The sequence below is a fragment of the Streptomyces sp. NPDC043812 genome (assembly GCF_056436245.1).
The window spans coordinates 18570-40978 of the sequence record NZ_JBWKCY010000033.1; the positions used below are offsets into that span (position 1 = coordinate 18570).

Here is a 22409-nt window from a genome sequence, read left to right on the forward strand (position 1 = left end):
ACCAGCAGGTACGCTCATCGCGATATGAGCACCGAGAACCTCCCCCAGAGCCCCGAGCAGCAGCTCCGCAAGCCGCGCGTAGCCGTCGTCTTCGGGGGCCGCAGCTCCGAACACGGGATCTCCGTGGTCACGGCCGGTGCCGTGCTGCGCGCCATCGACCGCACCAAGTACGACGTACTGCCGATCGGTATCACCAGCGACGGCCGGTGGGCCCTGACCGCCGACGAACCCGAGCGCATGGCGATCACCGACCGCCGCACGCCGAACGTCGACGAGCTCGCCGAGTCCGACGAGGGCGGCGTGGTGCTCTCCGTCGACCCCGGCAGCCGCGAAGTGGTCTACAGCGAGCCCGGCTCCGTGCCGAAGGCCCTCGGCGAGGTCGACGTCGTCTTTCCCATGCTGCACGGCCCGTACGGCGAGGACGGCACGCTGCAGGGGCTTCTGGAGCTGTCGGGCGTTCCGTACGTCGGCGCGGGTGTGCTCGCCTCGGCCGTCGGCCAGGACAAGGAGTACATGAAGCGCGTCTTCGTCTCCTTCGGCCTGCCCGTCGGCCCGTACGAGGTGATCCGACCGCGCGAGTGGGCCGCTGACCCTGCCGCCGCCCGCAAGAAGATCGTCGACTTCGCGGGTGAGCACGGCTGGCCGCTGTTCATCAAGCCCGCCCGCGGCGGATCGTCGATGGGGATCACCAAGGTCGACGACCTGTCGGGACTCGACGACGCGATCGCCGAGGCACAGCGTCACGACCCCAAGATTCTCGTGGAGTCGCTGCTGCGCGGCCGCGAGATCGAGTGCGGGGTGCTGGAGTTCGAGGACGGCCCGCGCGCCAGCGTCCCGGCCGAGATCCCGCCGGTGACCGCGCACGAGTTCTACGACTTCGAGGCCAAGTACATCGACTCCGCGGCCGGTCTGGTGCCCGCGCCGCTCACCGGCGAGCAGACCGCCGAGGTACAGCGGCTGGCGGTCGAGGCGTTCGACGCGGCCTCCTGCGAAGGATTGGTCCGGGCGGACTTCTTCCTCACCGAGGACGGCGAGTTCGTCATCAACGAGATCAACACCATGCCGGGCTTCACGCCGATCTCGATGTACCCCCGGATGTGGCAGGAGAGCGGCGTCCCCTACACCGAGCTCGTCGACCGGCTGATCCAGGCCGCGCTGCGCCGCTCCACGGGACTCAGGTAGCCCGGCGGTCCGGCAGCAGGTCAAAGGGTGGCCGGGACCGTCTTCTTGACGGGCCCGGCCAGATCGGTGAGCGGGCCGGCGTCATGCATGAACTGCTGTCCCAGCGTGACCTCGACGTAGGTCTCGCGGTACGTCGTGGTGAAGCGCGGACCGCTGTCCCGTTCCTCCAGCAGCCAGTTGACCCCGTTCACCTCGACCCCCTGCGCCTGGGGATCGCTCATCCTCTCCGGCCGGGGCACGCCGCAGCGCAGTACGATCGCGGCATCGCCCCAGCCGGCGGTGAGTTCGGATGCGGGCTCGGGGTCGTGACGTCCCTGGCCCGAGACCGACTGCGGCAGCTCCGCGTGGAGCGCACGGCACAAGGGGACTTCCTCGGCCGGGGGGCTGGGAACCGACACGGACGCGGATGCGTCGGTGGAGGAGCAGCCTGCGGCGGCCACCAGGAAAGCGGTGGCTGACAGGGCAAGGGACCGGCGGCCGAAAGACGTCACCGGCCAAGGGTAGACGGGGGCTACAGGTGCACGACCGGACAGGTCAGGGTGCGGGTGATGCCGTCCACTTGCTGGACCTTGGCGACCACCATGTGACCCAGCTTGTCGACCGTGTCGGCCTGTGCACGCACGATGACGTCATAAGGGCCGGTCACATCCTCGGCCTGGATCACACCGGGAATCTTGCTGATGGTCTCGGCGACGGTCGACGCCTTGCCCACCTCGGTCTGAATGAGGATGTACGCCTGTACCACGGAGCCTCCAGGGCGGCACGAGGATCATGTCCCCTACCGTCGGTGGGGAGATCCCAGGGAGCGGGGTCGCCACGGTATCGCGTCGCCGCGGGCCACGGGGAGACCCTCGCGGCGGACGGTGCCCGCAGCGTGGCGTACACAGAACAGAAGTTGACGTATCTCTTGACGGTACCCATGGCACAGACGGATCGCGACTGCAGTAGGCGGTGGCGCTCCGCGGCCACGAAGACATGGAGAGGTGAACCTCGGTGAAGGGCACTGTGGGCGAGTTGGGGGAGTTCGGGCTCATCGAGAAGCTCACTTCCCGGCTCACCACCACCCCGGCGGTACGGCTCGGACCCGGCGACGACGCCGCGGTCGTCGCCGCACCCGACCGGCGGGTCGTGGCCAGTACGGACCTGCTGCTGGAAGGGCGGCACTTCCGCCGCGACTGGTCGACGGCGTACGACGTCGGACGCAAGGCCGCCGCGCAGAACCTGGCCGACATCGCCGCCATGGGCGCGGTCCCGACCGCGCTCCTCCTCGGTCTCGTCGTCCCGGCAGAGCTGCCGGTCACCTGGGCCACCGAACTCATGGACGGCATCCGGGACGAGTGTCAGGTCGCGGGCGCGGCCGTCGTCGGCGGCGACGTCGTACGCGGCGACGTGATCACCATCGCGATCACCGCGCTCGGCGATCTGCGCAACCACGAGCCGGTGACCCGTGCCGGCGCCCAGCCCGGCGATGTCGTCGCGTACACCGGCTGGCTGGGCTGGTCCGCCGCGGGGCACGCGGTGCTCTCGCGGGGCTTCCGCTCGCCGCGCGCCTTCGTCGAGGCCCACCGCAGGCCCGAACCGCCCTACCACGCGGGCCCCGCGGCCGCCGGGCTCGGCGCCACCGCGATGTGCGACATCAGCGACGGTCTCGTCGCCGACCTCGGACACATCGCCGTGGCAAGCAAGGTCCGTATCGACCTGCGCTCCGGGCTGATCGACATCCCCTCGCAGATGAACGACATCGGCCAGGCCGTCGGTGTCGACCCTCTGCAGTGGGTGCTCACCGGGGGAGAGGACCATGCGATCGTCGCGACGTTCCCGCCCGATGCCAAGCTGCCCGCCCGCTGGAAGGTCATCGGCGAGGTGCTCAACCCCTCCGCGCTGCCCCAGGTGACCGTCGACGGTGCCCCCTGGACCAGCAAGAGCGGCTGGGACCACTTCGGGGACATCGAGGACGGCAAGCAGACACCGGGGAAGTAGATTCGGGGCCATGCCCCTACCTCCTCGCGTGCTGACCGTCGCCGGATCCGACTCCGGCGGCGGTGCCGGCATCCAGGCCGACCTCAAGACCATGCTCGCCCTCGGCGTGCACGGTATGAGCGTCGTGACAGCCGTCACCGCGCAGAACTCGACCGGCGTGCAGGGCGCCTGGGAACTGCCCGTCGAGGCGGTCCGCGCCCAATACCGCAGCGTCGTCGACGACATCGGCGTCCAGGCAGTGAAGACGGGCATGCTGTCCTCGGCGGCTCTCGTGACGGCCGTGGCCGAGTTGCTGGCCGGCACCGACGCCCCTGTGGTCATCGACCCGGTGGGTGTCTCCAAGCACGGCGACCCGCTGCTCGCGGCCTCCGCGCTCGACTCCGTACGCACGAAGCTGCTCCCCAACGCGACCGTGGCCACCCCGAACCTGGACGAGGTCACCCAGCTCACCGGCATCGAGGTCCACGACGAGACCGGCATGCGCCGGGCCGCCGACGCGGTGTTGGGCTTCGGGCCGCGCTGGGCGCTCATCAAGGGCGGGCATCTCGCCGGGGACGCCGTCGACCTGCTGACCGACGGCAGCGAGGAGCACTGGCTGCGCGCTCCGCGCCACGACAACCGGCACACTCACGGCACGGGCTGCACGCTCGCGTCGGCGGTCGCCTCGGGGCTGGCGCAGGGAAAGTCCGTGCCGGAGGCGGTACGGGCGGCGAAGGAGTACGTCACCGGGGCCATCGCGGCAGGCTTCGCGCTGGGCGCGGGTATCGGCCCGGTCGACCACGGCTGGAACCGGCGACCCTAGGGTCTTTCGTTTGGATCAGGCCGGATCAGGGAGTGGGGGTCCCCCCACGCCCGCGGGGCCCTGGGCCTGTCCGGCCCCGGTCCGCCGGTCAGGCCGTGTCCCGGGTACGGCAAAAGCCGGTCCACCGAGGTGGACCGGCTTTCAAGGCAACCGCAGGGGCTGCGCAACGACGAAACGTCGGCGTTAGCGCGAGACCTTGCCGGCCTTGATGCACGAGGTGCAGACGTTGAGCCGCTTCGGCGTCCGACCGACCACGGCACGCACACGCTGGATGTTCGGGTTCCAGCGACGAGACGTACGGCGGTGCGAGTGCGAAATGTTGTTGCCGAAGCCCGGCCCCTTGCCGCAGACGTCGCAGTTGGCAGCCACGGGTCACTCCAAAGACTTCAGATGCACTTACAGTGAATTCCGGCATGCCGGAATCAGTGATCTGAAGTGGCCTGCCGGGGAAATGGCCCGATTTTCATCGGGCAACCGGAGCAGCATACAACGACTGCTTCGGAGATACGAAACTACCATGGCTTCACCCGCACCCGCCCCCGTCCCAGGTGGCGGCCGGGGTCTACCCTGCGATGCAGCCCGCCGCCCACGGCCCGCACGGCCGACCGAGGAGGACCGACCAGGTGTCGCAGACGATGGACGCCGCAGCGGTACGCACCTGGTGCTCGCTGGCGCTGGAGGCCCTCGGCCGGGAGCGCGAGGAGATCGACGCGATCAACGTCTATCCGGTCGCCGACGGCGACACCGGCACGAACCTCTACCTGACCGCCGAGTCCGCCGCCCAGGCGGTCGAGGCGGTCTTCGCGGCCCACGAGACCGGCCGCTCCGCGCCCGCCCTCGCCGACGTCATGCACGCGATGGCGCACGGCGCGCTCATAGGTGCCCGCGGCAACTCCGGCACGATCCTCGCCCAGCTGCTGCGGGGCATGGCGGAACGCATCGGTGACGGAGAGCACCTCGCCCACGCGCTGCGGCGAGCCGCCGAACTGGCCCGCCAGGCCGTCGCCCACCCCGTCGAGGGCACGATCCTGACCGTGGCCGCAGCGGCCGCCGAAGCGGCGGAGAACGCGCCGACCGACGCGGTGCACGCCGCGTACGCCGGCGCGCGGGCCGCACTGGACGCCACCCCCGCACAGCTGGAGGTACTGCACCGCGCCGGTGTCGTCGACGCGGGCGGACGCGGACTGCTGGCGGTGCTCGGAGCGCTCGTCGAGGCGATCTCCGGGGAGGCGCCGGTGCTGCCGGACCTCGGATCCGCCCGGCCCGCCCTGCAGGCCCGCGCCACCGCACCCTGCGACGACGGCGGTCCCGCCTTCGAGGTGATCTATCTCCTGCAGGCGGACGAACAATCCGTGGCCCGGCTGCGCACCCGCCTCGACGCGCTCGGCGACTCGCTCGTCGTCGTCGGCGGCGACGGCCTGTGGAACGTCCATGTGCACGTCGACGACGCGGGCGCCGCCGTCGAGGCCGGCGTGGAGGCCGGACGGCCCTACCGGATCCGCATCACCCACTTCGACACCGATTCCGTCCCTGTTGCGCGCGAGCCGGTGCAGCGCGCGGTCGTCGCGGTCGTCCCCGGCGACGGCCTGACCGCCCTGTGCACCGAGGCGGGCGCGACGACCGTGCCCATCCGGCCGGGCGAACCGCCGGCCAGCGGCGAACTCGTCGACGCCATCCGCCGGGCGCACGCCCGGGAGGTCGTCCTGCTGCCCAACGACGCGGCCCTGCGCCACACCGCGGCGGCCGCGGCCGAACAGGCCCGCGCGGAAGGGATCCGGGTCGCGCTCATCCCGACCCGCTCGCCGGTCCAGGGCCTCGCCGCGCTCGCCGTGCACGAGGCGGACCACCGCTTCGACGAGGACGTCGTCGCGATGACCGCGGCCGCCGGTGCGACCCGGTACGCCGAACTGGCCGTCGCCGAACGGCAGTCGTGGACATCGGCGGGCGTGTGCCAGGCCGGTGACGTCCTCGGAATGATCGACGGCGACGTGGCCGTCATCGGCAAGGACCTCGAGGAGACGGCGATGTCCGTCGTCGACCGCATGCTCTCCTCCGGCGGTGAACTGGTCACCCTCGTCCTCGGCGACGAGGCGCCCAGGAGCCTGTCCGCGCGCCTGGAGGCCCATGTGCGCGAGAGGTATCTGGCCATCGACACGCTGACGTACGAGGGCGGTGGCCGGGGCACTCCGCTGCTCATCGGCGTGGAGTAGCCGCGCGGCACCCGAAGCACTCGTCCACAGGTGCGCGACGGCTGTCGGTGGTGTGGTGTGCAATGGATGGCGTGCCCGCGCTCGACGAACCACTCAAGAACGCGCTCGGAGCCGCCACCGCGAAGGTGATGGCCGAGCATCTCGACCTGCACACCCTCGGTGACCTGCTGCACCACTACCCACGGCGGTACGCGGAGCGGGGCGAGCTCACCTCGCTGTCCGAGCTGCCCCTCGACGAACACGTCACCGTGGTCGCCCAGGTCGCCGACGCCAGGGTGCTCACGTTCAACCAGGGCCGTGGAAAGCGCCTGGAGGTGACCATCACCGACGGCAGCGGACGGCTCCAACTGGTCTTCTTCGGCAAGGGTGTGCACAAGCCGCACAAGGAACTGCTGCCCGGCAGCCGCGCGATGTTCGCCGGCAAGGTCTCGATGTTCAACCGCAAGCTCCAGCTCGCACACCCGGCGTACGAACCGCTGGGGGGCGGCGCGAGCGCCGCCGAGGCTGTGGACGCCTTCGCCAATCAGCTCATCCCGATCTACCCGGCGTGCAAGCAGCTGGAGTCCTGGAAGATCTCCAAGGCGATCGATGCCGTGCTGGACCGGGCCGCGGACGCCGTCGATCCGCTGCCGCCCGTCCTGCGCGAGGGTCGCGGCATGGCGACGCTGCCCGATGCCCTGCGCAAGATCCACCGACCGCGCACCAAGGCCGACATCGAGGACGCCCGCCGGCGGCTGAAGTGGGACGAGGCATTCGTACTCCAGGTCGCCCTGGCCCGCCGCAGGTTCGCCGACACCCAACTGCCCGCCGTCGCCCGCAGGCCGGCCCCCGGCGGAATCCTCGACGCGTTCGACGCCAAGCTGCCCTTCACGCTCACCGAGGGCCAGCAATCGGTCAGCAAGGAGATCTTCGACAACCTGGCGACCGAGCACCCGATGCACCGCCTCCTGCAGGGAGAGGTCGGAAGCGGCAAGACGATGGTCGCGCTGCGCGCGATGCTCGCCGTCGTCGACGCGGGCGGCCAGGCCGCGATGCTCGCGCCCACCGAGGTCCTGGCCCAGCAGCACCACCGCTCGATCGTCGAGATGATGGGCGAGCTGGCGGAGGGCGGGCTCCTCGGAGGGGCCGAGCACGGCACCAAGGTCGTCCTGCTCACCGGCTCGATGGGGACCGCCGCACGACGTCAGGCGCTGCTCGACCTGGTCACTGGGGAGGCCGGGATCGTGATCGGCACCCACGCCCTGATCGAGGACAAGGTGCAGTTCCACGACCTCGGCCTGGTCGTCGTCGACGAACAGCACCGCTTCGGCGTGGAGCAGCGCGACGCGCTGCGTTCCAAGGGCAAGCAGCCACCGCACCTGCTGGTCATGACCGCCACCCCGATCCCGCGTACGGTCGCGATGACGGTCTTCGGTGACCTGGAGACCTCCGTTCTCGACCAGCTGCCCGCCGGCCGCTCGCCCATCGCCAGCCATGTCGTCCCCGCCGCGGACAAGCCGCACTTCCTGGCCCGCGCCTGGGAGCGGGTGCGCGAGGAGGTCGAGGGTGGGCACCAGGCGTACGTGGTGTGCCCGAGGATCGGCGACGACGAGGACGACAAGCCGAAGGGGAAATCGCCCGAGGACGAGGCGGAGAAGCGCCCGCCGCTCGCCGTCCTGGACGTCGCCGACCAGCTGGCGAAGGGCCCGCTCGCCGGACTGCGGGTCGAGGTGCTGCACGGCAGGATGGCTCCCGATGGCAAGGACGGCGTGATGCGCCGCTTCGCCGCGGGCGACGCGGACGTGCTCGTCGCCACCACCGTCATCGAGGTCGGGGTGAACGTGCCGAACGCCACCGCCATGGTGATCATGGACGCTGACCGCTTCGGCGTCTCCCAGCTCCACCAGCTGCGTGGTCGCGTCGGCCGCGGCTCCGCCCCCGGGCTGTGCCTGCTGGTCACCGAGATGCCGGAGGCGAGCCCGGCCCGCGCCCGCCTCGGCGCCGTCGCCGCCACGCTCGACGGTTTCGAGCTGTCCCGGATCGACCTGGAGCAGCGCCGCGAGGGCGACGTACTGGGCCAGGCCCAGTCCGGGGTGCGCTCGTCGCTGCGGATGCTCGCCGTCATCGACGACGAGGAGGTCATCGCCGCCGCACGCGAGGAGGCCGTGGCCGTCGTCCGCGAGGATCCGGACCTGGAGCACCTGCCGGAGCTGCGCATCGCCCTGGAGGCCCTACTCGACAAGGAGCGTGAGCAGTACCTCGACAAGGGCTGAGAGACTTGGGGGCGTAAGCCCGCAGAGAGAGGCCTTTCATGACCCGCGTGATCGCCGGTGCGGCCGGCGGACGCCGCCTCGCCGTACCGCCAGGCAACGGCACCCGCCCCACCTCCGACCGTGCCCGTGAAGGTCTCTTCTCCAGCTGGGAGTCCCAGCTCGGCACGCTCACCGGTATCCGTGTCGCCGATCTCTACGCGGGCTCCGGCGCCGTCGGCCTGGAGGCGCTGTCCCGTGGCGCGGCCCACGCCCTGCTCGTCGAGGCGGACACCCGCGCCGCCCGCACGGTCCGTGAGAACGTACGCGCGCTCGGCCTGCCCGGCGCCGAGGTCCGCACCGGCAGGGCCGAACACGTCGTGACGGGCCCGGCGCCCGAGCATCCCTACGACGTCGTGTTCCTCGACCCTCCGTACGTCGTCACCGACGACGATCTTCGCGAGATCCTGCTCACACTCCGCCGCGGGGGCTGGCTCGTCGGCGATGCGCTCGTCACCGTGGAACGCAGCACCAGAGGTGGAAACTTCAACTGGCCCGAGGGATTCGAGCCACTGCGGGCCCGTCGCTACGGCGAAGGGACGCTTTGGTACGGTCGCGCCGCCTCTACGTGCGAAGACGCACCATGACCGGACCGGAGAGCGAGGGACATCAGTTGCGCCGCGCAGTCTGTCCGGGGTCGTTCGACCCCATCACCAACGGACACCTCGACATCATCGCCCGCGCCTCCAAGCTGTACGACGTCGTGCATGTCGCGGTGATGATCAATCAGTCCAAGAAAGGGCTGTTCACGGTCGAGGAACGGATCGAGATGATCCGCCAGGTCACCGGCGAGTACGGCAATGTCGTCGTCGAGTCCCATCACGGCCTCCTCGTCGACTTCTGCAAGGAGCGCGACATCCCGGCCATCGTCAAGGGCCTGCGTGCTGTCAGCGACTTCGACTACGAGCTGCAGATGGCCCAGATGAACAACGGGCTCTCGGGCGTGGAGACCCTGTTCGTCCCCACCAACCCCACCTACAGCTTCCTCTCCTCCAGCCTGGTCAAGGAGGTCGCCGCCTGGGGCGGCGACGTCTCCCACCTGCTGCCCGAGGTGGTCCACCGGGCCCTCGTCGAACGTCTCGCCGGCAAGGGCTGACACAAGGGGTTCTTTGACGGTGCCTCACCCGGTGTCGGACGGGCGGCGACTGGCCGTACAGTCGTCCCGACCGTCTCCGCCGAGTGCCCGGGGGCGACCCCGGAACCCCGGCCGAGAAAAGGTGGCGAAGGCGCAGTGGATGTGCAGAAGAAGCTCGATGAGATCGTCGAGGCGGTCGCCGGCGCCCGGTCGATGCCCATGTCGGCCTCCTGCGTGGTCAACCGCGCCGATCTGCTCGCCCTGCTCGAAGAGGTGCGCGAGGCCCTGCCCGGCTCCCTCGCCCAGGCGCAGCAGCTCATCGGCGGCCGCGAGCAGCTGGTCGAACAGGCCCGCCAGGAGGCCGAGCGCATCATCGAGTCCGCCCACGCGGAACGCGGCTCGCTGATCTCCGACACCCAGGTCGCCCGCCGGTCCCAGGACGAAGCGGAGCGCATCCTGGCCGAGGCCAGGCGGGAGGCGGAGGAGATCCGCGCCGAGGCCGACGACTACGTCGACTCCAAGCTCGCGAACTTCGAGGTCGTCCTCAACAAGACCATCGGCTCCGTCGACCGTGGCCGCGAGAAGCTCCTCGGACGGGGCCCGGGCCTCGACGAGCAGGGCTACGCGGACGAGGACGCACCCGAGCACAGTGACGACCCCCAGACGCTCATCCGGCGCGCGGACGACTACGTCGACGCCAAGCTGGGCGCCTTCGAGGCCGTGCTCTCCAAGACCCTCGACGCGGTCGGCCGCGGCCGGCAGAAGCTGCACGGCCGGATCGCCTCGGACGACCTGGGTGCTCACATGGCCGCGCAGGACGCCGCCGGAGCCAATCAGCACACCAGCGACGCCGACTATCTGGCGGGCCTCGCGGAGCTGGCCGACCCGGCGCCGAACGGGGAGCGTCAGGAGACCTACGCCGCGTACCAGCAGCCGCAGGCGGAACCGCAGATCCCGGCCCAGCACGACCCGTACGGCTACCAGCCGCAGGACGCCTACGCCGCCGGCGGAGCCTACGGCGCCCAGCAGCAGGACCCGTACGCCGCCTACGCGCAGCAGGCCTACGATCACCAGCAGTACGCGCAGCAGGACCCCTACGGCTACCAGCAGCAGCAGCAGCAGCCCCAGCCCCAGCAGGCGTCCGCGCTCGACGAGACCAGTCTCTTCGACACGAGCATGATCGACATGGAGCAGCTGCGCCGCTACGAGCAGGGCCGCTGAGCCGGGAAGGCCGCCGACCGGCCCGGATTGGGTGTACGGCGGCCGTTCCAGTATCCTGGCACTTCGGTCGCGCGTAGTTCCGCGATCCCGGCTGCCCGCTTCGCCCCGCGAATCGGCCGGTCCCTCCCCACGATCCGAAAGCAGGAAGAGCCGTGAGTACGCGCCTCGACCACCGCAACCCCCTCGTGTTCGACACGCACGAGCTGGGACGGCGGCCCGGTGCGCTGCAGCGGCTGTCCCGCACGGTGGATGCCCCGAAGGACTTCGGTATCGAAGGGGTCATCGGTGTGCCGGAGGGCAAGCCGGTGGAGCTGGACCTCCGCCTCGAGTCCGTCATGGAAGGGGTGCTCGTCACAGGCACCGCCCGTGCGAGCGCCGAGGGGGAGTGCGTAAGGTGTCTGGAGCCGCTGCGCCAAGAGGTTGCCGCGGACTTCCAGGAGATGTTCACGTACCCCGACGCCGACGACCGGGGCCGCGCACACAGTGCGGAGCCCGTCGACGACGCCGAGGGCGAGGACATGCTCTTCCTCGAGGACGGCATGTTCGACCTCGAGCCGGTGCTGCGTGATGCGGTGGTGCTCGCACTGCCGATGCAGCCGGTGTGCCGGGAGACGTGTGCCGGCCTGTGCCCCGATTGCGGGATCAGGCTGGACGAGAACCCGGACCACCACCACGACGCCGTCGACATCCGTTGGGCGGCACTGCAGGGACTCGCCGAGACCATTCAGGACGGCGAGAAGGACAACATGGGCGGCGCCGAAGCGGGCGTCGACGAGAAGCAGGAGAAGTAGCCGTGGCTGTTCCGAAGCGGAAGATGTCGCGCAGCAACACGCGCCACCGCCGGTCGCAGTGGAAGGCTGCGGTCCCCACTCTGGTTTCGTGTGAGCGTTGCCAGGAGCCGAAGCAGCAGCACATCGCGTGCCCGAGCTGCGGCACCTACAACAAGCGCCAGGTCCTCGAGGTCTGAGCGGCTGGTGAGAGGCGCGATGTCTGAGTCCAACAAGACGGACAATGCCTCGTCCCACACGCTTCTGGAAGGGCGGCTCGGGTATCACCTCGAGTCCGCCCTTCTGGTGCGTGCGCTGACCCACCGCTCGTACGCGTACGAGAACGGCGGTCTGCCCACCAACGAGCGCCTGGAGTTCCTCGGGGACTCGGTGCTCGGCCTGGTGGTCACGGACACGCTGTACCGCACCCACCCCGACCTGCCCGAAGGCCAGCTGGCCAAGTTGCGGGCCGCGGTGGTCAATTCGCGTGCGCTGGCGGAGGTCGGCCGCGGCCTCGAACTCGGCTCCTTCATCCGGCTCGGCCGGGGCGAAGAGGGCACGGGTGGCCGGGACAAGGCCTCCATCCTCGCCGACACCCTTGAAGCGGTGATCGGCGCGGTCTATCTCGACCAGGGTCTCGAAGTGGCGTCCGAGCTGGTGCACCGGCTCTTCGATCCACTGATCGAGAAATCCTCGAACCTCGGTGCGGGTCTGGACTGGAAGACCAGTCTCCAGGAGCTCACCGCGGCCGAGGGGCTCGGCGTACCGGAGTATCTGGTGACCGAGACCGGCCCCGACCACGAGAAGACCTTCACTGCTGCCGCCCGCGTCGGTGGTGTCTCGTACGGCACCGGCACCGGCCGCAGCAAGAAGGAAGCGGAGCAGCAGGCGGCGGAGTCCGCGTGGCGGGAGATCCGTGCCGCCGCGGACGAGCGTGCCAAGGCGGCGGCCGAGGCAGCCACCGAGAAGGGCACGGACGGAGGCGAAGGGGACGCCGACAACCCTTCCGCTCCGGCGCCCACGGACCGGGCCACGGCCTGAGTCCACCTCTCCGTCTTCCCCATGCATGTCCAGTGAGGCCTCCCGTCGTACGGCGGGAGGCCTCACTGCTGCCCGGCCCCAGCCGCTGCCGGCGGAGCGGTACGCTGCGGGCATCGCCCCACGACAGGACCGAGGAGACCCGTGCCCGAGCTGCCCGAGGTCGAAGTCGTGCGCCGCGGACTTGCGACATGGATCAGCGGGCGCACGATCGCCGAGGTGCAGGTGCTGCACCCGCGAGCCGTCCGCCGTCATCTCGCGGGCGGTGAGGACTTCGCCGCGAGGCTGAAGGGGCAGGGCATCGCGGACGCCTGCCGCCGCGGCAAGTACCTCTGGCTGCCGCTCAGGGAGACGGACACCTCGATCCTCGGCCACCTCGGGATGAGCGGCCAGCTGCTGGTCCAGCCGCAGGACGCGGCGGACGAGAAGCATCTGCGCATTCGTATCCGGTTCGACGACGCCCTCGGCACCGAGCTGCGCTTCGTCGACCAGCGCACGTTCGGCGGGCTGTCCCTCCACGACAACACCCCCGACGGGCTGCCCGACGTCATCGCGCACATCGCCCGCGACCCGCTCGATCCGCTCTTCGACGACGTCGCGTTCCACACCGCCCTGCGTGCGCGCCGCACCACGGTCAAGCGTGCGCTGCTCGATCAGTCACTCATCAGCGGCGTGGGCAACATCTATGCGGACGAGGCCCTGTGGCGCTCGCGGCTCCACTACGACCGCCCGACCGCGACGCTCACCCGGCCGCGCTCGGTGGAGCTCCTCGGGCATGTGCGCGAGGTGATGACGGAGGCTCTCGCCGTCGGCGGCACCACCTTCGACAGCCTGTATGTGAACGTCAACGGTGAATCGGGCTACTTCGACCGCTCCCTGGACGCCTACGGCCGGGAGGGCGAGCCCTGCCGCCGCTGCGGCACTCCGATGCGCAGGCGCGCCTGGATGAACCGGTCCAGCTACTTCTGCCCACGCTGCCAGCGGGTCCCGCGCTCCACCGCCTGAGTGGGGCTCGGCGCCTACGGGGCGCCCGCCGCGTCCTCGCGCTGTGAGTCGTAGCGCTGCCGTGCCGCCAGCACCTCGGGCATCCGGCCCTCCACCAGGCGGATCAGGCCGAGCAGTTGCGCGGTGACGGAGCGGCCCAGCGGGGTGAGTTCGTAGTCCACGCGCGGCGGGTTCGTCGGCTGGGCGTGCCGGTGCACGAGTCCGTCGCGCTCCAGTGCGTGCAGCGTCTGGGACAGCATCTTCTCGCTCACGCCGTCGACCCGGCGACGCAGTTCGTTGAAGCGCAGGCTCTCCTCGTACAGGGCGCCCATCGTCAGGCTGCCCCAGCGGCCGGTCACATGCTCCAGCGTGCCGCGCGAGGGGCACTGCCGGGAGAACACGTCGAAGGCCAGGGCATTGTCCATGTCGGCCACCATACTCCGGCACAGCGCTAACCATTGGGTTGCGCTTTCCAAAAGTTAGTGTTTTGCTTCCTGTCATCCACCGGGCAGTACCGCTGACGAGGAGCACCCCACGTGACCACCCCTGTTGTCTCGATCGCCTACCACTCCGGCTACGGCCACACCGCCGTCGTCGCCGAGGCCGTACGGTCCGGCGCCGCCGACGCCGGTGCCACCGTCCACCTGATCAAGGTCGACGAGATCACCGACGCCGAATGGGAGCTGCTGGACGGCTCCGACGCGATCGTCTTCGGATCGCCGACCTACATGGGGACCGCTTCCGGCGCCTTCCATCAGTTCGCCGAGGACACCTCGAAGCGCTGGTTCACCAAGGCCTGGCACAACAAGATCGCCGCCGGGTTCACCAACTCCGGCTCCAAGAGCGGGGACAAGTTGCACACCCTGCAGTTCTTCCAGACCCTGGCCTCGCAGCACGCGATGATCTGGGTCCCGCTCGGTCTGGCGCCGGGCTGGAACACCACGGAAGGGTCCGAGAACGACCTCAACCGTCTCGGCTTCTTCGCCGGCGCCGCCGCCCAGACCAACGCCGACGAGGGCCCGGAGGGCGTGCACAAGGCGGACATCGCGACGGCCGAGCACCTGGGCCGCCGCGTCGCCGAAACCACCCGCGCCCTTGTCGCGGGCCGGGTCGCCGTCGCCGCGTAGCGCATTTGCACGTAACGGGTCGGGCCCCTGGCATCGAGTTGTCAGGGGCCCGCCCCGCTCGCTGCCGGCGTGGCCAAAGGCGGGACAGCGGAGTGCACGCGCTGTGGCACCTCAGCGCTTCCGTGCTCCTGGACACGGGGAGGGCACCGAGGCTCTGGGTCCATACGCACTGTGGGCCGCCTCGGCCGCCGATGACGGCGCCGAGACGGCCCACAAGCTTCACAGGTCACTGACCTGCGGGAATCTCAATAACCGAAGTTCTGCGTCCACCAGGGGCCGCCGTCGCCCATGTACACACCGACGCCCATGGTCGTGAAGTCGCAGTTCAGGATGTTCGCGCGGTGGCCCTCGCTCTGCATCCACGCGTTCATCACCGCGCCCGCGTCCGCCTGGCCGCGTGCGATGTTCTCGCCGCCGAGACCGGACACGCCCGCCTTGTCGGCGCGGTCCCACGGCGTCGCGCCGTCGGGGTTGGTGTGGTCGAAGAACCCGCGCGCCGCCATGTCCTCGGAGTGGGCCCCGGCCAGGTTCGCCAGAGCCGTGCTCGCCTTGACGGGGGCACAGCCCACCTTCGCGCGCTCCTCGTTGACGAGGTCGAACACCGCGGCCTCGGCCGCCGTCGCGCCGGAGGGCGGGGTGGCCGTCGGAGTGGAGGGTCGCTGCTCGGGACGCTTCGAGGGGGTCGACTGCTCACGCGTGGGAGCCGGGGTCGTCCTCTTCGGCTCAGGAGCGGGCGCCTTGGTCTTCTCGACGGGCTTCTTCGACGGCTGCTTGGTCGGCGTCTTCGTCGGCTCGGCCTGCTTGGACGGCTTGGAGGACGGCTTCTCGGACGGCGTCTTCGTCGGCTCGGCGGACCGGCTCGGCGAGGCAGAGGTGCCCGCCGTGGGCGTCGCGCTCGCATCCCCCTGCGCGTGGAGGCGGGGCGGCCCCTCGGGGCGTATCTCCCGGGACGAGTCACTGCTGGTGGAACCGACGGTGTAGGTGTCACCGCCCGGCAGCACGCCGGTGGCCACGGCGACAGCGCCCATGGCCACGGCGGCGGAGACGCCGAGCAGTCCAGTGCGAACGGGTATACCCGCCGTCTTCCGGCGAGCACCACCCCGGTGCCTGTGCGCCGAACCGTCCGCGTGCTCCGCGGGGACGGGGGCGCCGGCGGAGCGTCGATGGCGACCCATCTGGTGTGCCTTCCCTGTACTCGCCGCCGTCGTGTTCGACGTCCGACGTCACCGTGACTCACCCGAACGGGTGAGGCGTATTGCGTCCGGACTGTACGCCATGGACTCCTGGGGCCGGGGTGATTCATGTGTATTCGGCCGGTTACCGTGCAGCCATGAACGACGACGCGCGACTCACCGCGTGGGTACGCGGCCGGGTACAGGGAGTGGGCTTCCGTTGGTTCACCAGGGCGAACGCTCTGGAGATCGGCGGCCTTTGCGGCTTCGCCCTCAACCTCGACGACGGTCGGGTCCAGATCGTGGCCGAGGGGCCACGTGAGAATTGCCACCGTCTCCTGGACTGGTTGCGCTCGGACGACACACCCGGACGCGTCGACGGCGTCACTGAGATCTGGGCCACGCCCCGCGGCGGCTACCCGGACTTCGCCATCCGCTGACGGACCTCGCCCACGCCGTGGCACATCGTCGCCGGCTGTGACGGCGCACATGCCCCTGGCAACTGTGAAAAGGGGAAACCGCCTGGTGGTTGCCAAGAAGGGCTTGTCGTGCCAGGCTGCGGCAGGAAGGATGATCGCCACGCCCCCAGGGCCCCGCAGGTCAGGCACCGCCGCACATTGAGCGGCCGTACGCCCCCGGGATGCCCGCCGATACGGGGTGTGATCGTGTTGACCGTCAAACTTTTTGGTGAGACTCTGGAAGCCCCGCGCACCTTAGCTGTTTGGCAGTAAGAACCGCAGTAATCACATGCAGTACAGCAGCACTGTCGAGCACCGCGGGTGCGAATCCCTCACGACCCAACCGCATCGGTCGGTCACTCATTGTGGAGGACCATCCATCATGGCAAAGGCGCTTCTCGGTTACGTCGGCGGTTCCGACCCGCGACTCCTCGCCGAGATGCGACGGCTTCAGCAGCGCGTCCAGGACCTCGAATCCGAGCTTGTACGGATCCAGTCCGAGAATGACGCGCTCAACGCTGCCGTCGCCCAGCACCCCGGAGAGTCGCTGCTCGACGGCATCGACATCGACGTACCCCAGGCGGAGCCTGCGCTCACCTGAGCACGGCGCACTGCTGGAGCTTTATCGCGCACGAAGATATGCAAGGGACGCCTAGGCGTCCCTTCTTTCTTTCCCGCCCCCGCGTCTTCCCGTCCTCCACCCCTTACATGCTTCCCTTACCGTCTGATGTGCCCTGCACCTTCAGAGGCGAAACCGCGAGTGAAAGGTAGAGTCCGGCGGCGTGCACCTCAAGGCCATGACCCTGCGCGGTTTCAAATCCTTCGCGTCCGCCACGACGCTGCGCTTCGAGCCGGGCATCACCTGTGTCGTCGGCCCGAACGGGTCCGGCAAGTCCAACGTCGTGGACGCGCTCTCGTGGGTCATGGGCGAACAGGGGGCCAAGTCCCTGCGCGGCGGCAAGATGGAGGACGTCATCTTCGCCGGGACGACAGGGCGGCCGCCGCTCGGCCGTGCCGAGGTCTCCCTCACCATCGACAACTCCGACGGCGCGCTCCCCATCGAGTACGCCGAGGTCACCATCACGCGGATCATGTTCCGCAACGGCGGCAGTGAGTACCAGATCAATGGTGACACCTGCCGGCTGCTCGACATCCAGGAGCTGCTGTCCGACTCCGGTATCGGCCGCGAGATGCATGTGATCGTCGGGCAGGGCCAGCTCGACTCGGTCCTGCACGCCGACCCCATGGGCCGCCGCGCCTTCATCGAGGAGGCCGCCGGAGTCCTCAAGCACCGCAAGCGCAAGGAGAAGGCGCTGCGGAAGCTCGATGCCATGCAGGCCAACCTCGCCCGCGTACAGGACCTCACCGACGAGCTGCGCCGCCAGCTCAAGCCCCTCGGCCGCCAGGCCGCCGTCGCCCGTCGCGCCGCAGTCATCCAGGCCGATCTGCGCGACGCCCGGCTGCGACTTCTCGCCGACGATCTCGTGGGCATGCAGAACGCGCTGCGCTCGGAGATCGCCGACGAGGCCGCGCTCAAGCAGCGCAAGGAGGCGGCGGAGGCGGAGCTGAAGGCCGCGCTGGCGGGCGAGGCCGACCTGGAGGACGAGGTGCGGCGGCTGGCGCCACGGCTGCAGCGCGCCCAGCAGACCTGGTACGAACTCTCCCAACTGGCGGAGCGGGTACGCGGCACCATCTCCCTCGCCGACGCACGGGTCAAGAGCGCCACCACCCAGACCGTGGAGGAGCGGCGCGGCCGCGATCCCGAGGACATGGAGCGTGAGGCCGCCCGCATCCGCGAGCAGGAGGCCGAGCTCGAGGCCGCGCTGGAGGCGGCGGAGCGCGCGCTGGAGGACACGGTCGCGCACCGCGCCGAGCTGGAACGCCAGCTGACGGTGGAGGAGCGCCGCCTCAAGGACGTGGCCCGTGCCATCGCCGACCGGCGCGAAGGGCTGGCCCGGCTGAACGGTCAGGCGGGCACCGCCCGTTCACGCGCGGCGTCGGCGCAGGCCGAGATCGACCGGCTCGCGGCTGCCCGTGACGAGGCGCAGGAGCGGGCAGCCGCCGCGCAGGAGGAGTACGAGCAGCTCAAGGCGGAGGTCGACGGTCTGGACGCCGACGACTCCGTGCTCGGTGAGCAGCACGATGCGGCGAAACGCGAACTGGCCGGCGCGGAGGCCGCGCTGACCGCAGCGCGCGAGGCCCTGACCGCCGCCGAACGCAAGCGCGCCGCGGTCGCCGCCCGGCGGGAGGCGCTCGCACTCGGCCTGCGCCGCAAGGACGGCACCGGCACGCTGCTCGCCGCGCAGGACCGGCTCGCGGGTCTGCTGGGACCCGCGGCACAGCTGCTCACGGTGACGCCCGGTTACGAGATCCCCGTCGCCGCGGCGCTCGGTACGGCCGCGGATGCGGTGGCCGTCGCCAATCCGGCCACCGCCGCCGAGGCGATCCGTCTCCTGCGCAAGCAGGACGGCGGACGGGCGGCGCTGCTCCTGGCGGGCGCCGGAGCCGGGAATGGGGACCAGGCGGTTCCCGCCTTGAGGCAGCCCGTCGACGCGGTTCGCACGGGGCACGCTCCGGCGGATGACCAAGGCGTGCTGCGGGCGGCCGACCTGGTGCACGGCCCGGCGGAGCTCATGCCCGCCGTGCGGCGCCTCCTTCGCGACGTGGTCGTCGTCGGCACGCTGGAGGACGCCGAGGATCTGGTGTACGCACGGCCGGAACTCATCGCCGTGACCGCGGAAGGGGACGTGCTCGGGGCGCACTTCGCCCACGGCGGTTCTGCCGCGGCGCCGAGTCTGCTCGAGGTCCAGGCGTCCGTCGACGAGGCGGTCGCCGAACTCGAACGGCTGGATGCACAGTGCGAGGAGCTGGCCGCCGATCAGCAGCGGGCCGTCTCCCGCCGCGGCGAATGCGCCGCGCTCGTGGAGGATTTGGGGGAGCGCAGGCGCGCCGCCGACCGCGAGAAGTCGGCCGTTTCCGGGCAGCTGGGGCGCCTCGCCGGACAGGCGCGCGGCGCCGCGGGTGAGGCGGAGCGGGCCGGTGCCGCCGCCGCCCGTGCCCAGGAAGCCCTGGAGCGGGCCACCGAGGAGGCCGAGGAGCTGGCCGAACGGCTGCTCGTGGCCGAAGAGGCACCGGCGGAGGAGGAGCCCGACACCTACACCCGTGACCGGCTCGCCGCCGACGGCGCCAACGCGCGCCAGACCGAGATGGAGGCCCGTCTCCAGGTTCGTACGCACGAGGAGCGGGTCAAGGGCCTGGCCGGCCGCGCGGACGCCCTCGACCGGGGGGCGCGTGCGGAGCGTGAGGCGCGGGCGCGCGCCGAGCAGCGGCGTGCCCGGATGCGCCACGAGGCCCAGGTCGCCGCGGCCGTGGCGAGCGGGGCTCGGCAGCTGCTTGCGCATGTCGAGGTCTCGCTCGTACGGGCCGAGGCCGAGCGGGTGGCCGCGGAGGCGGCCAAGGCCGAGAGGGAACAGGAACTGACCGCGGCCCGGAGCGCCGGCCGTGACCTGAAGAGCGAGCTGGACAAGCTCACCGACTCGGTGCACCGGGGCGAGGTCCTCGGCGCGGAGAAGCGGTTGCGGATCGAGCAGCTGGAGACGCGGGCCCTGGAGGAGCTGGGCGTGGAGCCGGCCGGTCTCGTTGCCGAGTACGGGCCCGACCAGCTGGTGCCGCCGTCCCCGCCCGCCGAGGGCGAGGAGCTGCCCGAGGACCCGGAGCATCCGCGCAACCAGCCGCGGCCGTTCGTCCGCGCGGAACAGGAGAAGCGGCTCAAGTCCGCCGAACGGGCGTATCAGCAGCTCGGAAAGGTGAATCCGCTGGCACTCGAGGAGTTCTCGGCGCTGGAGGAACGCCACAAGTTCCTCTCCGAGCAGCTCGAGGACCTCAAGAAGACACGTGCCGACCTGCTGCAGGTCGTCAAGGAGGTCGACGAGCGGGTCGAGCAGGTCTTCACCGAGGCATACCGGGACACGGCCCGCGAGTTCGAGGGCGTGTTCTCGCGGCTCTTCCCCGGTGGCGAGGGGCGGCTCGTGCTGACCGATCCCGCCAACATGCTGACCACGGGCGTGGACGTCGAGGCGCGCCCGCCGGGCAAGAAGGTCAAGCGGCTGTCCCTGCTGTCGGGAGGTGAACGGTCGCTGACGGCTGTGGCGATGCTGGTGTCGATCTTCAAGGCACGGCCCAGCCCGTTCTACGTCATGGACGAGGTCGAGGCGGCGCTCGACGACACCAATCTCCAGCGGCTGATCCGCATCATGCAGGAGCTCCAGGAGAGCTCCCAGCTGATCGTGATCACCCACCAGAAGCGGACCATGGAGGTCGCGGACGCGCTCTACGGCGTCTCCATGCAGGGCGACGGCGTGTCCAAGGTGATCAGCCAGCGGCTGCGCTGACGACGCCTCCGCCGGATCGGCCGGCTGCGCCGTCAGACTCTCGTCACTTCCTCCACATCTTCAACACTTGAACAAACGCTGCCTTGTCTCGCGATCCAGGCGATTCGCCTGCGCCTCTTGACTTCGAAACTTGAAGGAATAGTCTCTGCAACGTTCCTTTTACCTTCAAGTGGTGGGCGACAGGAACTTGTGCGCCACTTGAAGGGCTCGCCCCCCACGCCCGGCGAAGCTGCCGGACGCCCCCAGGAGTACACGTGACCAGCACTTCGCAGCCCCCGCCGGTGCCGGGGGCCCGTGATGCCCACCCCGAGCACCTCGGGCATGTCATCTTCATCACGGCAGCCGCCGCGATGGGCGGCTTCCTGTTCGGTTACGACAGCTCCGTCATCAACGGTGCCGTCGAGGCCATCCGCGACCGTTACGACATCGGTTCGGGCACCCTCGCCCAGGTCATCGCCATCGCTCTGATCGGCTGCGCCGTCGGTGCCGCCACCGCGGGCCGCATCGCCGACCGCATCGGGCGCATCCGTTGTATGCAGATCGCGGCCGTCCTGTTCACGGTGAGCGCCGTCGGCTCCGCCCTGCCGTTCGCGCTCTGGGACCTGGCGATGTGGCGCATCATCGGCGGCTTCGCCATCGGTATGGCGTCGGTGATCGGCCCCGCCTACATCGCCGAGGTCTCGCCGCCCGCATACCGCGGCCGGCTGGCCTCCTTCCAGCAGGCCGCGATCGTCATCGGCATCGCCGTCTCCCAGCTGGTGAACTACGGCATCCTGCAGCTCGCCGACGGCGATCAGCGCGGTGAGATCGGGGGCATCGAGGCCTGGCAGTGGATGCTCGGCGTCATGGTCGTCCCGGCCGTCCTCTACGGACTGCTCTCCTTCGCCATCCCCGAGTCGCCGCGCTTCCTGATCTCCGTCGGCAAGGTGGACAAGGCCAAGGAGGTCCTCGCCGAGGTCGAGGGCACGAAGGTCGATCTCGACGCCCGCGTCGGCGAGATCGAGCACGCGATGCACCGTGAGCACAAGTCCACGTTCAAGGACCTGCTCGGCGGCAAGTTCTACTTCCTGCCGATCGTGTGGGTCGGCATCGGCCTCTCGGTCTTCCAGCAGCTCGTCGGCATCAACGTCGCGTTCTACTACTCCTCGACGCTGTGGCAGTCCGTCGGCATCGACCCGGCCGGCTCGTTCTTCTACTCGTTCACCACCTCGATCATCAACATCGTCGGCACCGTGATCGCGATGGTCCTGGTCGACCGGATCGGCCGCAGGCCGCTCGCCCTCATCGGCTCGACCGGTATGGCCATAGCCCTGGCCTTCGAGGCGTGGGCGTTCTCCGCCGATCTCGTGGACGGAAAGCTGCCCGAGACACAGGGCGTCGTCGCACTGGTCGCCGCCCATGTGTTCGTGCTCTTCTTCGCCCTGTCGTGGGGTGTCGTCGTCTGGGTCCTGCTCGGCGAGATCTTCCCGAACCGGATCCGCGCCGCCGCGCTGGGCGTCGCCGCCTCCGCGCAGTGGATCGCCAACTGGGCCATCACCGCGAGCTTCCCGAGCCTCGCGGACTGGAACCTCTCCGGGACCTACATCATCTACACATTCTTCGCCGTGCTCTCGATCCCCTTCGTGCTCAAGTACGTACGGGAGACGAAGGGCAAGGCGTTGGAGGAGATGGGCTAATCCCCGCTGCCCCTCTCCTCACCACGGAAACTGCCCCG

The 22409-nt window shown here is 70.2% G+C and carries 22 protein-coding genes; 17 read left to right on the top strand and 5 right to left on the bottom strand.

Annotated elements, in window-relative coordinates; all coding sequences use genetic code 11:
* Positions 1-24: 24 nt before the first annotated feature.
* A complete protein-coding gene (locus AC067Z_RS33625) occupies positions 25-1182 on the top strand; it encodes a D-alanine--D-alanine ligase family protein (RefSeq protein WP_478793438.1) in 1158 nt (385 codons plus the stop codon).
* A gap of 20 nt (positions 1183-1202) precedes the next feature.
* On the opposite strand, the gene AC067Z_RS33630 is transcribed toward AC067Z_RS33625, so the two are convergent.
* Positions 1203-1673: a DUF3515 domain-containing protein gene (locus AC067Z_RS33630; protein ID WP_478793439.1), complete on the bottom strand. Its 471-nt coding sequence runs from the start codon at positions 1671-1673 to the stop codon at positions 1203-1205.
* A gap of 20 nt (positions 1674-1693) precedes the next feature.
* A complete protein-coding gene (locus AC067Z_RS33635) occupies positions 1694-1927 on the bottom strand; it encodes an Lrp/AsnC family transcriptional regulator (RefSeq protein WP_478793440.1) in 234 nt (77 codons plus the stop codon).
* A gap of 248 nt (positions 1928-2175) precedes the next feature.
* On the opposite strand from AC067Z_RS33635, the gene AC067Z_RS33640 reads away from it, so the two are divergent.
* Together AC067Z_RS33640 and thiD are read left to right on the top strand one after the other, a co-directional pair.
* Complete coding sequence (locus AC067Z_RS33640) at positions 2176-3162, top strand: thiamine-phosphate kinase (RefSeq protein WP_478793441.1); 987 nt, start codon at positions 2176-2178, stop codon at positions 3160-3162.
* A gap of 10 nt (positions 3163-3172) precedes the next feature.
* A complete protein-coding gene (gene thiD, locus AC067Z_RS33645) occupies positions 3173-3964 on the top strand; it encodes a bifunctional hydroxymethylpyrimidine kinase/phosphomethylpyrimidine kinase (protein WP_478793442.1) in 792 nt (263 codons plus the stop codon).
* 183 nt (positions 3965-4147) lie between these two features.
* On the opposite strand, the gene rpmB is transcribed toward thiD, so the two are convergent.
* Positions 4148-4333 carry a 50S ribosomal protein L28 gene (gene rpmB / locus AC067Z_RS33650; RefSeq protein ID WP_003957616.1) on the bottom strand — a complete coding sequence of 62 codons (186 nt, stop codon included), beginning with the start codon at positions 4331-4333 and terminating at the stop codon, positions 4148-4150.
* 266 nt (positions 4334-4599) lie between these two features.
* Between rpmB and AC067Z_RS33655 the strand changes: the two genes are divergently transcribed.
* The 9 genes from AC067Z_RS33655 to mutM all read left to right on the top strand — a co-directional run bounded on the left by AC067Z_RS33655 (position 4600) and on the right by mutM (position 13568).
* Complete coding sequence (locus AC067Z_RS33655) at positions 4600-6174, top strand: DAK2 domain-containing protein (RefSeq protein ID WP_478793482.1); 1575 nt, start codon at positions 4600-4602, stop codon at positions 6172-6174.
* A gap of 62 nt (positions 6175-6236) precedes the next feature.
* Positions 6237-8426: an ATP-dependent DNA helicase RecG gene (gene recG / locus AC067Z_RS33660; RefSeq protein ID WP_478793443.1), complete on the top strand. Its 2190-nt coding sequence runs from the start codon at positions 6237-6239 to the stop codon at positions 8424-8426.
* 38 nt (positions 8427-8464) lie between these two features.
* A complete protein-coding gene (gene rsmD, locus AC067Z_RS33665; RefSeq protein WP_478793444.1) occupies positions 8465-9049 on the top strand; it encodes a 16S rRNA (guanine(966)-N(2))-methyltransferase RsmD in 585 nt (194 codons plus the stop codon).
* Between the two features lie 26 nt (positions 9050-9075).
* Positions 9076-9558 (top strand): pantetheine-phosphate adenylyltransferase, encoded by a 483-nt coding sequence (coaD, locus tag AC067Z_RS33670; protein ID WP_478793483.1) that lies wholly within the window; start codon positions 9076-9078, stop codon positions 9556-9558.
* Between the two features lie 135 nt (positions 9559-9693).
* Positions 9694-10758: an ATP synthase F0 subunit B gene (locus AC067Z_RS33675; RefSeq protein WP_478793445.1), complete on the top strand. Its 1065-nt coding sequence runs from the start codon at positions 9694-9696 to the stop codon at positions 10756-10758.
* A gap of 152 nt (positions 10759-10910) precedes the next feature.
* Positions 10911-11549: a YceD family protein gene (locus AC067Z_RS33680; RefSeq protein WP_478793446.1), complete on the top strand. Its 639-nt coding sequence runs from the start codon at positions 10911-10913 to the stop codon at positions 11547-11549.
* Positions 11550-11551: 2 nt separating this feature from the next.
* Entirely contained in the window at positions 11552-11725 is a 174-nt protein-coding gene (gene rpmF / locus AC067Z_RS33685) for a 50S ribosomal protein L32 (protein ID WP_026165248.1), read from the top strand.
* A 19-nt stretch (positions 11726-11744) separates the two neighbouring features.
* Entirely contained in the window at positions 11745-12566 is an 822-nt protein-coding gene (gene rnc / locus AC067Z_RS33690; protein ID WP_478793447.1) for a ribonuclease III, read from the top strand.
* A 141-nt stretch (positions 12567-12707) separates the two neighbouring features.
* A complete protein-coding gene (mutM, locus tag AC067Z_RS33695; protein WP_478793448.1) occupies positions 12708-13568 on the top strand; it encodes a bifunctional DNA-formamidopyrimidine glycosylase/DNA-(apurinic or apyrimidinic site) lyase in 861 nt (286 codons plus the stop codon).
* 14 nt (positions 13569-13582) lie between these two features.
* Here mutM and AC067Z_RS33700 read toward each other — a convergent pair whose 3' ends face one another.
* Complete coding sequence (locus AC067Z_RS33700) at positions 13583-13972, bottom strand: winged helix-turn-helix transcriptional regulator (protein ID WP_478793449.1); 390 nt, start codon at positions 13970-13972, stop codon at positions 13583-13585.
* Positions 13973-14083: 111 nt separating this feature from the next.
* On the opposite strand from AC067Z_RS33700, the gene AC067Z_RS33705 reads away from it, so the two are divergent.
* On the top strand, positions 14084-14674 hold the full coding sequence (locus tag AC067Z_RS33705; RefSeq protein ID WP_478793450.1) for a flavodoxin family protein: 591 nt from the start codon (positions 14084-14086) through the stop codon (positions 14672-14674).
* A gap of 245 nt (positions 14675-14919) precedes the next feature.
* Here the strand turns inward: AC067Z_RS33705 and AC067Z_RS33710 are convergent, their stop codons facing one another.
* Positions 14920-15849 (bottom strand): CAP domain-containing protein, encoded by a 930-nt coding sequence (locus AC067Z_RS33710; protein WP_478793451.1) that lies wholly within the window; start codon positions 15847-15849, stop codon positions 14920-14922.
* A 155-nt stretch (positions 15850-16004) separates the two neighbouring features.
* On the opposite strand from AC067Z_RS33710, the gene AC067Z_RS33715 reads away from it, so the two are divergent.
* From AC067Z_RS33715 to AC067Z_RS33730, 4 genes are all read left to right on the top strand, one after another.
* Positions 16005-16286, top strand: a complete 282-nt coding sequence (locus AC067Z_RS33715) for an acylphosphatase (RefSeq protein WP_478793452.1) — start codon at positions 16005-16007, stop codon at positions 16284-16286.
* Positions 16287-16686: 400 nt separating this feature from the next.
* Positions 16687-16905: a hypothetical protein gene (locus AC067Z_RS33720; RefSeq protein WP_215097132.1), complete on the top strand. Its 219-nt coding sequence runs from the start codon at positions 16687-16689 to the stop codon at positions 16903-16905.
* Positions 16906-17086: 181 nt separating this feature from the next.
* Positions 17087-20695, top strand: coding sequence for a chromosome segregation protein SMC (smc, locus tag AC067Z_RS33725; RefSeq protein ID WP_478793453.1), 3609 nt, complete (start codon positions 17087-17089; stop codon positions 20693-20695).
* Positions 20696-20949: 254 nt separating this feature from the next.
* The gene (locus AC067Z_RS33730) at positions 20950-22371 is read left to right on the top strand and encodes a sugar porter family MFS transporter (protein ID WP_478793454.1); all 1422 of its coding nucleotides are present in this window, start codon (positions 20950-20952) and stop codon (positions 22369-22371) included.
* The last annotated feature ends 38 nt before the right edge of the window (positions 22372-22409 follow it).